Genomic DNA, 13,354 nt, shown 5'->3' with positions numbered 1-13,354 from the left:
CGACTAGTTAGAGATTTGACACTATTTGCACATTTATCGCCTATTGAGCACGGTTTCGGACACCAGTGTAACTATTCCTTTGGGAGAGGTTCAAACGCAGTTAGAGCCTTACAACACCTTTTGTTGTTTCTCATGCATTCCACGACTAATTTCCTCAGTGACACTTATCCTCTGTTTACTTTTATTACGGATAATCCAAACGAACACCAAAGTGATGAGCAGCGGATAGCCTATCGCCCAACCCGTAAAAGGAAACACAGCAGCTGTTGCTAAAAAAGAAATCCAGCTTATCGTCACACCTAAGCGACTTCCTTTGAGCAGGCGTATCCCTGCGGCACACCCTCCGATATAAGTCAGGATAAAAGTAGCATTCGGAAACTGAATCAGAGTGGTGATGGAGATGGATCCGCTGCCATACAGTGTCATCACCGATACAAAACAGAGCAGAAGAAAAGCTATGCCACCGATAGGGGTATGGTATAGTTTGGATATTTTACCCATCCATTTCGGTGCGGAGCCTTGGCGCGATAAAGCATAAGCCACACGTGAGGCAGCTCCTGCATAGGCAATAATTGTGGCTGTACAGATGAACAGACCGGTAAGTCCGGCGATAAATCCTCCCCAGCGCCCAAGAGGCTGACTAATAATCCAGACGAGTGATGTGCTTGCTCCACCTTTGAGGTAGCTTTGTGTACCAACAGTTGCTAGTGCGGAGAGAAAATATAGAATCCCTACTATAATAGCGGCGATGGTGACCCCTTTAACGGCGGCACGCTGTGGGTCCTTGAACTCCTCAGATAGGTGTGAGACAGCTTCCCAGCCAATAAAACACCAGAATAAGATTGCTGCAGCCTGGCCAATGCTCATCCATCCATGTGGGACAAAGGGAGTGAAGTGTTCGACTTCCATGCGGGGCAGTGCAGTAGCAAAGGAGAAGACCAGCACAGCAACAATCGCTATTACTACCGCTATCTGTACCTTTCCAGCGACCTGCATGCCAATCCAGTTCGTAATCAGACCAATGACCAGCATAATAGCGGCGATAGTAATTCTCGCAGATTCGTCCCAGCCCATAGCGGCTGTCATATAACCCGCTCCAGTCAGTGCAGCAACAGGTGCACCTATCGGAACGGACATCAGAAAAAACCATCCCACCAGTGAGCCAGCTTTTGGACCAAAAGCAAGCGTTACAAAATGGGACACGCCTCCAGCGTTAGGGAATTTAGCAGAGAGCAGACCCATTGATAAGGCCATCGGCAAAATCAGCAACGACATAAATCCCCACGCCAGTAATGAAGCGGGACCCGCCATTTCTGCAGCCAAACCAGGAACAATTAAGACCCCAGAACCCAACACAGCCCCGATGTAAAGGGCAATAGCCTGAGGCATGCCAATGTTTTTTTGTAAAGTGTTTGAAGCGGATTCCTTCATGTTTTTTTATCCTGCTTTCCTTGTCTTTTGTTCTAGAGTAGCAGATAATAGATCCATTGGAAAAACAGAATTTTTGAATAGTATCCATTCGATATTCCGATGGTTCATTTTCATTTAGGGGGAAATTCATGGAGTCACGTCATCTTTTTACCTTTTTAGTGGTAGTGGAGACGGGCAGTTTTACTAGAGCAGCACAGAAGCTTGATTATGCACAGTCCAGTATTACTGCACAAATCCAAGCACTAGAGTCTGAAATTGGCCAGCCATTATTTGATCGGATCAGTAAAAAGATTATTCTAACCGACGCAGGCCGTCGTTTGCTTCCGTTCGCACAGGAAATATCCAGAATGCACAATTTAGCACAGGACGCGTTACGCTCGGATAGTGAACTAACGGGTTCTTTGCGGATTGGGGCTCCTGAATCTCTGGCTGCTTTTCGCTTACCAGGCATTATTAAGGAGTTTCGTGCTAAATATCCGCAGGTGCAAATTATTCTGAAGCCTGGAGCTTGCTGGGAACTATCAGATTTTGTCCGTTCGGGTGAACTGGATTTAGCGTTCTTATTGCAACCTGAGACGGAAGATAAAGATTTAAATATAGAAACATTAGTACATGAGCCGATGACGCTGATCGCAGCGCCAGATCATCCCTTATTAAACGTTGCTGAGGTAGAACCCCTTCATTTAAAAGGAGTGACCATACTTCATACCGAAACTGGCTGTTCCTACCGGACTTTATTTGAACGGCATTTGAACAGTTACGGTGTATTTCCTGACCCCACGTTAGAGTTTTGGAGTATCGAGGCGATAAAGCAATGTGTAATGGCTGATCTTGGCATTGCCTTTCTTCCATTAATTACTGTAAAAAATGAACTGGCTGAAGGCAAACTTGCCAGATTAAATTGGAATGATGAATCACAGCGTGTGGCGACGCAGATCGCCTATCATCATAAAAAATGGAAATCGCCCGTGCTTACGGAGTTCTTACTTGCAATAAAAAAACATGCTGAGCAATGGAGAAGTCTAATATAGATCAACATTAACAAGGAGGCTCTAAGGCATGAATGAGTGGTGTGAAGACTACGAAGAAGGGCTGGAGGCCTTTCTCATCTGGATGAAGGATGCCGGGTACACTCCCTATACGCAAAAATCCTATTTAGTAGATGTGAAACAGTTTTTAGACAGTCTGAATGGTAAAAAGCTTGAGACAGTGAAGAAGCTGCATGTCATTTCCTTTTTGACCTCTGTCCGCGAACGTGGAGTGAGTGATGCCACCCGTAACCGGAAGCATGCTGCGATTAACTGTTTTTTCAAGTCATTGATCGAGCTGGAACTACTACAGAACAACCCGGCAGCCGGAATTAAGAAATCCAAAACTGAGATCAATCGTGAGCCGGTTTACTTAGATGAAAGTGATCTGGGGCGGTTTTTATCTTCTATAGATGGTAAATACAAAAAGCGTAATTTAGCAGTTTTTTTGTTGATGTCCTATATGGGGCTTCGGGTGGGGGAAGTCCACACGCTGAATTTGAGTGATTATAATGTAGAAAGACATTCCCTCCGTGTGTTTGGGAAGGGGCGTAAATGGCGTAATGTGCCGGTTCCCGAGGATGTAGTGCCTTTTCTCGACTCCGCGTTAGCAGAAAGGTTAGACCCTTGGCGCAGTAAAGAGGAAGCGATGTTCATTTCACAAAAAGGACGCAGGTTGTCTATCCGAGGCATTCAGCAAATCGCAGCAGATACCTTCGATCGTTTCCAAAGGGATGTGCCAGCAGCACAGCGACGCCCGTATTCAAGCCATAAGCTCCGACATTCTTTTGCAACCATGCTGCTGAGAAAAGGGGCAGATCTGCGTACCGTACAGGAACTGCTAGGTCACTCCTCGATCCAGACTACAACCGTATACACACATATCACGAGTCGTGAGAAGGAAGAGGCCATGTCTAAATTACAAATCCAGCTGTGATTGAAAAGAAAGCAACCTCCTTAGAAAATCGATAACAAAAAATAACTTGTTATTATAACGGTATTGATTTATTCTAACAGTTATTAAGAGTTTTATAGGAGGTCCTAATCGTGAAGAATGTTTTTCTAAAAGGGATGACTTATGGCTGGGGATCAAAACGAGGTGAATACCGTACAGAATATGCAGAAGATTCGATGAGAAAGCTGGCAGAGACAGGTAGTGAATGGATTGCCTTATCTTTTTGGACATGGCAAGACACTGTGCATTCAACAGAAATTCATTATGATTACGGTTACACGGTGACTGATCGTGATCTCACACATGCGGTACAACTGGCAAAACAGCTTGGTCTTAAAGTTTGTCTTAAACCTGTAGTGAATTCGAGGGATGGCATTTGGAGAGCTAGGATTGGATTTCCGGAAGAGGGAGATGTTTATTGGGCAGCATGGTTCCGTTCTTATACTAATTTCATTAAACACTACGCAGAGTTGGCGGAAGAACTTGAATGTGAGATGTTCTGTATCGGCTGCGAAATGGTCGGCACAGAGTCTAGAACTGCGGAATGGAGACAATTGATTCAAGAGGTCACCAATCTTTATACAGGGCCGATCATTTATAATGCCAATCATGGCAAAGAAGAAGGAATCGAGTGGCTGGATGAGGTGGATTTTATCGGAACCAGCGCTTATTATCCGGTAGCTTCAGTGCCGGGAGATTCTTATGAGAATATGCTGGCTGGTTGGGAGCGGCAGAAACCGCGGCTTAAGTCACTCTCTGAGCGATTTGGCAAGCCTCTCGTATTCATCGAGATTGGCTGCCGAAGTGCTCATGGGTGTGCCACCATGCCATGGGACTTTACATACACAGACTTACCATATTCAGAAGATGAACAGGCCAACTTCTATCGCTCAGCGCTGGAAGCATTCTGGAATGAACCTTGGTTTGCCGGTTACTTCTGGTGGGATTGGAGCACGAAATTGTATGACTTAGAAGAGGCTTCCATTGACCGTGGTTTTGATATTTATGGCAAAAAAGCCGAACAAGTTCTCAAAGAATACTATAAGCAAACTATCACTAAATAAATTGATAAAAAAGATCCGGAATTTCAGGTGAGCCTGGCCTGCTAAAGGATCTTTTTGTCATTGGCAGGCTAAGTTAATTCGTGTTATATTAAAAACCGTCCTTTTCATAGTGGAGGCAACGCTCCACATATAAAAAGGACGGTTTCTTGTGTCTTTTGTAGTCAAAAAGGGCTGTTTCCAGCCAGATTCGCTTACAATTCTAGCTTAGCTATTTCTGCTTTTAGCTTCTCAGCGGATTTCTGGAATAAAGCCTGTTCGGTTTCATTGAGTGGGAGGTCCAGTACCTGTCGAACACCCGAGCGATCTACTACGCAAGGTGCACCGAGATAGACATCCGAAACCCCGTTATAGTTATTTAATAAAGTAGAAACATTCAACACGGCGCCTTCATTATGAAGAATGGAGACTACAATTCGGTCCAGTGCAAGCGCTATTGCATAAGAGGTTGAGCCTTTGGCATCAATTATTTCATAGGCTGCATTCTTGGTATCTTGGAAGATTTCTTCGCGTTCTGCTTCGTCAAAACCAAGATCAATCCCAGCTACATTCGCAAGACTCCAAACCGGAAGCTCTGAATCTCCATGTTCACCGATGATCTGTCCGTGAATACTGCGAGGATCGATTTCTTTGTGAAGACCGATCAAATAGCGAAAACGAGCACTATCAAGTACCGTACCAGAACCAATTACACGTCTGCGGTCAAACCCGCTTATTTTCAAAGTCGCGTAAGACAGAATATCTACAGGGTTAGTCGCAATAAGTAGAATGGCATGTTGGTTATACTTTGTAATTTTTTCAATGATATCTTTAAAAATTGAAATATTTTTACGAAGCAGATCTATCCGGGTTTCTCCCGGTTTTTGTGATGCACCGGCAGTTACTATAATGATATCTGCTTCACGGCAGTCTTCATAAGTACCAGCCCATAACTTCACACCACCGACAAAAGGCATGCCGTGATTCATATCCAGTGCTTCGCCAAGTGCTTTCTGATGATTAACGTCAATAAGTACGAGTTCGGGCATACGTCTACGTAACAATAAAGTATAGGCTGTAGTTGTACCAACTGCTCCAGTACCGATAACTACGACCCGATTGGGTTTTGGGGGGGCCATGTCTCCATCTCCTTAATATTTCAAATTTTTGGTTTCAATCTTGTCCATCATAATCGTTAACGGTAGTGTTTTCAAGCTGATCTTATTTAATGCATTACCCTAATTAAGGCCATACTAAAATGTGATTTTTATTTCATTATCTTAGCAAGACTAGACAGGAGAGAATGTAAGGATGGATTTATTTCGTAAAAAGGCTCTAAACATACCCACAAGTTCTGAGGGGACGCAGTTAAACAAGACGTTGGGTGCCCTGGATCTAACAATGCTTGGGGTAGGAGCCATTATCGGCACAGGTATTTTTGTAATGACAGGAGTTGCCGCAGCAGAACATGCAGGTCCTGGTCTTATAATTTCTTTTTTACTGGCGGCGTTTGCCTGTGTGCTCTCGGCATTATGTTATTCGGAATTTGCTTCGACCATTCCTGTTTCCGGGAGTGCTTATGCTTATAGTTATGTAGCCTTTGGAGAACTATTAGCTTGGATCTTAGGCTGGGATCTCGTCTTGGAATACGGAGTTGCCGCAGCGGCTGTAAGCAGTGGCTGGTCAGGGTATTTTCAGGGGTTATTAGAGGGCTTTGGGATACATCTCCCAACTGCACTATCGGGGGCTTATAATCCGGAAGCGGGTACAATAATAAATCTGCCTGCAGTAATCATCATTTTGTTAATTTCCTATTTACTGACTCGGGGAACGAAAGAAACGGCACGTTTTAACGCCATCATGGTCTTTATCAAAATAGCAGTGGTGCTTCTATTTATCGTAACTGGATTTTTCTATGTGAAGCCAGAGAATTGGACTCCATTTCTCCCCTTTGGATACCATGGCGTGATCAATGGCGCGGCCACAGTGTTTTTTGCCTACATAGGTTTTGATGCGCTAGCAACCGCTGCAGAAGAGGTGAAAAGACCCCAACGCGATTTGCCGATTGGAATTATTTCATCCCTTGCTATCTGCACTGTCTTGTACGTTCTTGTCTCACTCGTATTAACAGGTATTGTTCCATATACTGATCTCAATGTTAGTGATCCTGTATCATATGCGCTTCGCTTTGTAAATCAGGATATGATTGCCGGTCTGATCTCTGTTGGAGCCATCGCGGGAATGACTACAGTACTCCTCGTGATGTTATTCGGTCAAACCCGGCTGTTATTTGCCATCTCACGTGATGGCCTACTGCCAATAAGTTTATCTAAGATTAATGCTAAAACACAGGTACCCGTACGAAGCACATGGATGGTAGGCATCTTAATAGCCGTGTTAACGGGTTTCATCCCACTGGATCGGTTGGCAAATCTGACAAGCATAGGAACATTGTTTGCCTTTTTTGTAGTGTCTTTAGGGGTAATCGCGCTTAGATATATTCATCCGGATTTAAAAAGAGGGTTCAGAGTTCCTTGGGTACCTTTCATTCCGCTGTTAAGTGCGGCAACTTGTGGTATTTTGATGTATAATCTAGGAAGTGAGACATGGATTGGTTTTCTAATTTGGACAGTTGTTGGACTTCTAATCTATGCACTATACGGCTATCGTAATAGTAATTTGAATCATAAATAAGATTCAATCCATCCGAGAGGAGAGAGGTTATTGGCATCTAAGATTGCTGGATTGAAGGGAATAAGATTAATATTGATGCTGATTTTGTTAGCGTGGGTGGTCACGGCTTGTTCATCTCCTCCCCCGGAACCTACTCAGCAGCCCCAGCCGACAGAGGCACCTGAAGAAGGACAGACGATAACCCTGATTACTCCAGACGCCAATCATATTGATAATGATAGCGCTCCGAAATATCAAATTCAGACTCGTCTTACAGATTTTCAGCTGCTTAGTGAAAGTGAGGGTCTGGCCTGGGGGGTTACCAAAAACGAACTTCGGTTGTACTTGACCAGGGATAACGGAGCAACTTGGGCTAATATTTCACCAGCACCAAATGTGCAGTTCCTCTCCAATCCTGTGTATGGGAAGGGGATTTTCTTCACGGATCCATCTCATGGTTGGATTATAAGAAGTGCTTTTGGCTCGACAGAGACGATTGTGCTGCGAACCACAGATGGCGGCCAAAGCTGGAAAATCTCATCTTTAGGAGATGTGAATACAGTATCCTCTGTATATTTCAACTCACCCAGAAAGGGTTGGCTGATGACCTCATGGAACGCTTCTTCCAATAAAGAGAACAAGGCACTTTTTTCAACGACAGACGGTGGGGCCACTTGGGAAGAAGTGATGCAGAATGAGCAATACAATCCGAATTTCCCTAATGATTCGATACCGTTTGCCGGCGTTACCACTGGAATGATTTTTCGCAATAGTACACATGGATTTGTGACAATGCAGACAGGTGCTCTTCCCAAAATCTTTATGACAAAAGATGGCGGTAAGAGCTGGACCCTCGGGCCAGCTTTTCTGGTTAACGAACGTTTAGAGGATTGTGACCGAGTAATTACGGGCAAACCGGAGTTCTTTGATGCCAGTAAGTCTACTGGTTGGATGTCTGTTGGCTGCCAAAAGGATAAAGAAAAAACAATCGCCTACCATGGATATTTTACGGCTAACGGTGGAGCTAACTGGAAATTTGCATCCTTTGGATTGAACGCACAAGCTGGTGTCAATCGTCAAATTGCTCCGACGTTCTTGAACTCACAGATCGGTTGGACCATACTTGGCGACACCCTTTACCATACGGTGGATCAAGGAGTTACGTGGTTACCTCTTAAAGAGAGCAGTGTACTGCGATCTAAGCTTCTGGAATATCCGGAGATTGTAAAGCTGCAGTTTTTTTCCACTGAGGTGGGGTGGCTTTTGATTGAGAAAAAAGAGGACAAGCGCTCGATACTGTTACAGACTACGAATGGTGGTATCAGCTGGCGCGTAATGTAATAAGGAAAAAGAACCTGCCTGTTGGTAGGTTCTTTTGTTGTGTGCGCCCAGCATGGGCGCTATCTATAGGGTTGAAGTCCCGAATGGCGAAGGCAGTAGTAGCCATTAGCTTAAGGCAAGGGTGTCCACCGCGAGGTGGAATCTGAAGGAAGCCAGCGGCAAATCTCCGGTCTGAGGAATACGAACTTCATACAAGGCTAACGTAGGCTGGATGAGGTTGCACAACAAACCAAAGTCCATACTGCCAAAGGCGTACGAGAGTAAATGAAGCAGATAGATGGAGAGGAAGATAGCGTTCTTACCTGGGGAGATCTGTGTGATAGGCGATAACCCTACTTGTGAGAGTAGGCTGAGTGCACAGAAGTCAGCAGACGCCATAGTACGCAAGCTGTTGCAACAGCTGCGGAAGGGCTGAACATGGAATAGGATTTATACATCCAGGCGTTCAAGATGAGCGATGAATGCAGAAAAAAAAAAAAATCCGAAAGGACCTGACTGAAGAAGGAAACGGTGAATCCCGTGGGGGTCTTCAGCAGGGCGGAGTTCATCTTTGGCACAAATGGAAGGTATAAATCACGTAAAGAGAGGTTAAAAAAAAAAATGTTGGAGCAACTGCTATCACGGGAAAATCTTCTGCAAGCCTTAAAGCGTGTTGAAGCGAATAAAGGAAGTCATGGCGTAGATGGGATGTCCGTAAAATCCTTACGAGAACACATCGTACAAAACTGGCAGACCTTGCGGCATGCCATAGAAGAAGGAACCTATGAACCGAGCCCCGTGCGCCGAGTCGAAATCCCGAAACCCGGTGGCGGAGGTGTTAGGTTACTAGGAATACCTACCGTGACAGATCGAATGATTCAACAAGCAATCGCGCAGGTGTTAACTCCATTGTTTGATCCAGAGTTTTCCGACCATAGCTATGGATTCCGTCCGAAAAGACGAGGGCATGATGCGGTGAGGAAAGCTCGAACCTTTATGAAAGAAGGATATCGATTCGTAGTCGACCTAGACTTGGAGAAATTCTTTGATCGCGTCAACCATGACCGACTGATGATGAAGATTTCGGAGAAAGTGGAGGACAAGAAAGTTCTCCTGCTTATCCGCAAATATCTTCAGTCAGGTGTGATGGAGAACGGGTTAGTAACCCCGACAACGGAAGGTGCCCCGCAAGGCGGTCCACTGAGTCCGTTATTATCTAACATTGTCCTAGATGAGCTCGACAAAGAACTCGAGAAACGTGGGCACCGCTTCGTTCGTTATGCGGATGATTGCAATATTTACGTGAAAACGCTAAGAGCAGGAGAGAGAGTCAAGACAACGGTCACCCGATTCATCGAGACGAGGCTAAAGCTGAAGGTGAACCAAGTAAAGAGCGCGGTAGACCGTCCCTGGAAACGAAAGTTTCTAGGATTTAGTTTTAGTGTGGACAAAGAACCAAAGGTGAGAATTGCGAAGCAGTCCTTACAGAGAGTCAAGGTTCGAATACAGGAGATATCCTCTCGAAAGAGATCGATGAAGATGGAAGAGCGAATCAAGGAACTAAACCACTACCTCATGGGATGGTGCGGTTATTTCTCGCTGGCGGATACCCCAAGTACCTTTCGAGATATGGATAAATGGATACGAAGAAGGCTACGAATGTGCCTCTGGAAGCAGTGGAAGACCCCTAGAACCAAAGTCAAAAGACTTATATCCTTAGGGGTACCTAAGGATAAAGCCTATGAGTGGGGAAATACCCGAAAAGGGTATTGGCGAATTGCAGGGAGTCCAATTCTACAACATGCATTGAATAACCAATATTGGGAAGCCAATGGATTAAAGAGTGTATTGGACAGATACAACTCCTTACGGAATATTTCATGAACCGCCGTATATCGAACGGTACGTACGGTGGTGTGAGAGGTCGGGGGCTAGCCGCCCCCTCCTACTCGATTAGCAGAGTGGGGGTTTATTGTTGTTTGTGAATGATTGAATATAAGGAAAAAACTTATTTAAAATTTTCTTTATAAATGTGAAAAAAATCACATGACATTTAAAGAATCCTGTGATATATTTAACACATAGAAAACAAGTTCAAATTTTCACAAACTCAGACATCGAATAGGAGAGATTACAATGAAAACATTCGAAACAGATTATATGACAAGAAACCTTTTGCAACTTTGCTACAACTGTGATGACGCTCATCTTTGTGAAACTGAAGAACAATGCAGAGCTTGCTGGGCTGAAAATGGAATGTTAGATGATCAGACAGACGAAACTAAGAAATTGCTAGACCTAGTTCATGCTTAATTTAATAACTGAAAACTCTGTATAGAGACCACTCGAATTCTTGATTTCTAAGAAAACGAAGTGGTCTTTTTTGCATCTAGTCTCACTTATTTAATGCTTTCTGGACTAGATGAGGCATATACATGTACAGAAGTACCCAGAACGCAGCAATTAGGCTGAATTACAAGAGGAAGAAGGGGGAAACTGTCATGGGAATGGGCCCGGATCTTTCATGGATGTTTGATTTTGCCGGAACGGTGATGCCGATCTTTATCGTTGTTATGATTGGTATTCTTGCTATATCAGCAGGCAGGGGCTTGCTTCAATGGGGCAGGAACAATGGCTCCCCCATACTAACAATCCCTGCACATATCGTTAGCAAACGGACTGAAGTACGACAGCAGCAGCTTCAGGAAGAGAATGGCTCAACTCGTACGAGTACAACTTACTATTTAACGTACGAGCTGGAAGGCGGCAGTCGCATGGAATTTAAAGTAGATGGCCATGAATATGGCTTGAGCGCAGAAGGCGATAGAGGAATGCTTACTTATCAAGGAACTAGATATCATGGATTCCAACGACAGCCACAATACTCAACTGCGGAGTAGTCATTTGTTATATAAAATCAAAGCAGCGATCCCCATGCTAATGGAGGAGCGCTGCTTTGCGTTTTGGTTATGTACCATTCAAGCCCACTGATCCTGTAGCTCTCAAAGCCCACTGATCCCGTAGCGCTCAAAGCTCACTGATACTATAGCTCTCAAAGCTCACTGTAGGTGCGATCATCTATTAAGTGTCAGATATTCATTACCCTCTTACCTTACGGACCCAGATGACGTTATTTGTAATTTCACAGCCTTTTGAGCCTAGTTTCGGACTCCAATGCAGCTATTCATTAGAAAGATGCTTATAATCGGTGCTTTGCGGGCCAATAGGGGCTTTGGGGTCCGATAGAATCCCAAAAGTGGATTAATATCGCGAATAAGGTCAGCTGTGTCCGATAGCGCCTTCTGAGCGGACGTTGACGTGGATGCTGTTGCTGACGTTGAAGCTATTGCTGTTGCTAACAAGGACATCGACGCTGACGTGTACATTGTGGCTAACACCGACAACGATTCCAGCACCGATTCGACGCTAAAACCGACGCCGACTCTGATGCTGTACTGACGCGCTAACACCGACGCCGACCCTGATGCTGCCACCAACATCGACTCAGACGCTAACGCTGTCGTTAACGAGGACATCGATGCTAACGCTGCTGACATTGTCGCTAACACCGACACCGCCCCCCGACTCAGACGCTAACGCTGTCGTTAACGAGGACATCGATGCTGACGCTGACATTGTCGCTAACACCGCAGCTGCCCCCGACTCTTACGCTGTAACGCGAATGTAATTGGGCAAACGCAGCTTAGAGTGTAGATAAAGGGGATTTGCTGAGTGGTTAAAAGGAAAAATCCCTACTCTAAAAAATAGGCGGGAACTGTCACCTCTTAGGCGAATGCACATACTATACAGCATGCAGTTAAGAACGAGGTTGCTACAAGAAGTGACCCCAAGGAGGAGACAGCGTGGCCGTCATCAAAACGAACTCGGAAGATGTGAAGGTGCTGGCGCGGTTGATGAGAGCGGAAGCTGAGGAAGATGGAGAACTCGGTATGCTCATGGTCGGCAATGTTGGCGTCAACCGGATTCTTGGCAATTGCTTGGACTTTAATAACATTCGGAATGTGAATGACATGGTCTATCAAAGTCCAGGAGGTTTCGAAGCGCCGCAGAAGGGATACTTCTATCAGCGAGCCAGAGAAGCAGATATCCGTCTAGCCAAACGTGTAATTGCAGGTGAAAGAACCTGGCCAGCTACCAATGCTTTGTGGTTCTTCAGACCCGCAGGTGATTGTCCTGCAACCTGGTATAACCAACAAAACACAGGCCGCTTCAAAGCCCATTGCTTCTTTACTCCGACCGGAGAAGATTGCCCGACTGTATTTATCGGCAATTAGAATGGTAACTGTGCAAAGAGAATTACTCAATAAAATGAGTAATTCTCACAGAAAGTAAGAGTGATTTCAATTGTGTCCAAAGGAGTTTATGCTCCGATAAACATTTAGGAGGTTTCATTAAATGATCGTTCAACCTTACCGCCCCGTAACTTATACCATCGGTAGTGTCTCTTCTTCAGGTATGCCAATGTCTTCCGGAATGCCGATGTCATCAGGAATGCAAGGCATGGGCAGCATGCCACCTCAAGTAAGCAGTGGCAGTCCAATGACGCCAGGGGGAGTAGTAGTTCAGAATCCACCACAAACGTTCGAACAATCCTACATCGAAAATATTTTCCGCCTGAATTTAGGAAAAGTAGGTACGTTTTATTTTACTTATGAGAACAACAAAGACTGGAATGCCAAAGTTTACAAGGGTGTGCTGGAAGCGGCAGGCCGTGACCACATTATTATCAGTGACCCTGCGACTGGCCAACGCACCGTCTTACTTATGATTTATTTTGATTATGCTACCTTCGATGAGCCCCTTACTTATCAATACCCAGGTGTAATTGGCAATCCTCCAACGATGAGAAATTGTCGCTAAATGTAATCCATCTTCGATGAGAAGAA

The 13,354-nt window shown here is 44.9% G+C and carries 14 protein-coding genes; 10 read left to right on the top strand and 4 right to left on the bottom strand.

Annotated elements, in window-relative coordinates:
• Positions 1–108: 108 nt before the first annotated feature.
• Positions 109–1,431, bottom strand: coding sequence for an amino acid permease (locus NYE72_RS16635; protein WP_036687567.1), 1,323 nt, complete (start codon positions 1,429–1,431; stop codon positions 109–111).
• Between the two features lie 128 nt (positions 1,432–1,559).
• Between NYE72_RS16635 and NYE72_RS16630 the strand changes: the two genes are divergently transcribed.
• From NYE72_RS16630 to NYE72_RS16620, 3 genes are all read left to right on the top strand, one after another.
• On the top strand, positions 1,560–2,462 hold the full coding sequence (locus tag NYE72_RS16630) for a LysR family transcriptional regulator (protein ID WP_038571451.1): 903 nt from the start codon (positions 1,560–1,562) through the stop codon (positions 2,460–2,462).
• 28 nt (positions 2,463–2,490) lie between these two features.
• Positions 2,491–3,396 (top strand): tyrosine-type recombinase/integrase, encoded by a 906-nt coding sequence (locus NYE72_RS16625; RefSeq protein WP_038571448.1) that lies wholly within the window; start codon positions 2,491–2,493, stop codon positions 3,394–3,396.
• Between the two features lie 110 nt (positions 3,397–3,506).
• Complete coding sequence (locus tag NYE72_RS16620) at positions 3,507–4,478, top strand: glycosyl hydrolase family 53 (protein ID WP_249267770.1); 972 nt, start codon at positions 3,507–3,509, stop codon at positions 4,476–4,478.
• A 191-nt stretch (positions 4,479–4,669) separates the two neighbouring features.
• Here NYE72_RS16620 and NYE72_RS16615 read toward each other — a convergent pair whose 3' ends face one another.
• Positions 4,670–5,593, bottom strand: coding sequence for an L-lactate dehydrogenase (locus NYE72_RS16615; RefSeq protein WP_036687562.1), 924 nt, complete (start codon positions 5,591–5,593; stop codon positions 4,670–4,672).
• 172 nt (positions 5,594–5,765) lie between these two features.
• Here NYE72_RS16615 and NYE72_RS16610 point away from each other — a divergent pair, with 172 nt between their 5' ends.
• Entirely contained in the window at positions 5,766–7,148 is a 1,383-nt protein-coding gene (locus NYE72_RS16610; RefSeq protein WP_036687561.1) for an amino acid permease, read from the top strand.
• 30 nt (positions 7,149–7,178) lie between these two features.
• The gene (locus NYE72_RS16605; RefSeq protein ID WP_038571444.1) at positions 7,179–8,468 is read left to right on the top strand and encodes a hypothetical protein; all 1,290 of its coding nucleotides are present in this window, start codon (positions 7,179–7,181) and stop codon (positions 8,466–8,468) included.
• 105 nt (positions 8,469–8,573) lie between these two features.
• On the opposite strand, the gene NYE72_RS16600 is transcribed toward NYE72_RS16605, so the two are convergent.
• The gene (locus tag NYE72_RS16600; RefSeq protein WP_339210032.1) at positions 8,574–8,855 is read right to left on the bottom strand and encodes a hypothetical protein; all 282 of its coding nucleotides are present in this window, start codon (positions 8,853–8,855) and stop codon (positions 8,574–8,576) included.
• 213 nt (positions 8,856–9,068) lie between these two features.
• Here NYE72_RS16600 and ltrA point away from each other — a divergent pair, with 213 nt between their 5' ends.
• The 3 genes from ltrA to NYE72_RS16585 all read left to right on the top strand — a co-directional run bounded on the left by ltrA (position 9,069) and on the right by NYE72_RS16585 (position 11,347).
• A complete protein-coding gene (gene ltrA / locus NYE72_RS16595) occupies positions 9,069–10,331 on the top strand; it encodes a group II intron reverse transcriptase/maturase (protein WP_036681916.1) in 1,263 nt (420 codons plus the stop codon).
• A gap of 252 nt (positions 10,332–10,583) precedes the next feature.
• The gene (locus NYE72_RS16590) at positions 10,584–10,760 is read left to right on the top strand and encodes a hypothetical protein (protein WP_169744776.1); all 177 of its coding nucleotides are present in this window, start codon (positions 10,584–10,586) and stop codon (positions 10,758–10,760) included.
• 194 nt (positions 10,761–10,954) lie between these two features.
• Positions 10,955–11,347 (top strand): DUF2500 domain-containing protein, encoded by a 393-nt coding sequence (locus NYE72_RS16585; protein WP_036687780.1) that lies wholly within the window; start codon positions 10,955–10,957, stop codon positions 11,345–11,347.
• Between the two features lie 258 nt (positions 11,348–11,605).
• Here NYE72_RS16585 and NYE72_RS16580 read toward each other — a convergent pair whose 3' ends face one another.
• Complete coding sequence (locus NYE72_RS16580) at positions 11,606–12,016, bottom strand: hypothetical protein (RefSeq protein WP_155288137.1); 411 nt, start codon at positions 12,014–12,016, stop codon at positions 11,606–11,608.
• Positions 12,017–12,310: 294 nt separating this feature from the next.
• Between NYE72_RS16580 and NYE72_RS16575 the strand changes: the two genes are divergently transcribed.
• Positions 12,311–12,742, top strand: a complete 432-nt coding sequence (locus NYE72_RS16575) for a cell wall hydrolase (RefSeq protein WP_036687557.1) — start codon at positions 12,311–12,313, stop codon at positions 12,740–12,742.
• A gap of 121 nt (positions 12,743–12,863) precedes the next feature.
• Entirely contained in the window at positions 12,864–13,328 is a 465-nt protein-coding gene (gene gerQ / locus NYE72_RS16570; RefSeq protein WP_036687556.1) for a spore coat protein GerQ, read from the top strand.
• The last annotated feature ends 26 nt before the right edge of the window (positions 13,329–13,354 follow it).

The organism is Paenibacillus sp. FSL L8-0333 (assembly GCF_037965665.1).
In the GTDB taxonomy this organism is placed as follows: Bacteria; Bacillota; Bacilli; order Paenibacillales; family Paenibacillaceae; genus Paenibacillus_AQ; species Paenibacillus_AQ odorifer.
The sequence above is the reverse complement of the archived record's forward strand: the minus strand, read 5'-3'. Positions and strand labels throughout refer to the sequence as shown.

Coding starts and splice junctions, on each gene's coding strand:
- NYE72_RS16610 (WP_036687561.1), top strand. CDS start 5,766: ATGGATTTATTTCGTAAAAAGGCTCTAAACATACCCACAAGTTCTGAG.
- ltrA (WP_036681916.1), top strand. CDS start 9,069: ATGTTGGAGCAACTGCTATCACGGGAAAATCTTCTGCAAGCCTTAAAG.
- NYE72_RS16590 (WP_169744776.1), top strand. CDS start 10,584: ATGAAAACATTCGAAACAGATTATATGACAAGAAACCTTTTGCAACTT.
- NYE72_RS16615 (WP_036687562.1), bottom strand. CDS start 5,593: ATGGCCCCCCCAAAACCCAATCGGGTCGTAGTTATCGGTACTGGAGCA.
- NYE72_RS16625 (WP_038571448.1), top strand. CDS start 2,491: ATGAATGAGTGGTGTGAAGACTACGAAGAAGGGCTGGAGGCCTTTCTC.
- gerQ (WP_036687556.1), top strand. CDS start 12,864: ATGATCGTTCAACCTTACCGCCCCGTAACTTATACCATCGGTAGTGTC.
- NYE72_RS16630 (WP_038571451.1), top strand. CDS start 1,560: ATGGAGTCACGTCATCTTTTTACCTTTTTAGTGGTAGTGGAGACGGGC.
- NYE72_RS16635 (WP_036687567.1), bottom strand. CDS start 1,431: ATGAAGGAATCCGCTTCAAACACTTTACAAAAAAACATTGGCATGCCT.
- NYE72_RS16585 (WP_036687780.1), top strand. CDS start 10,955: ATGGGCCCGGATCTTTCATGGATGTTTGATTTTGCCGGAACGGTGATG.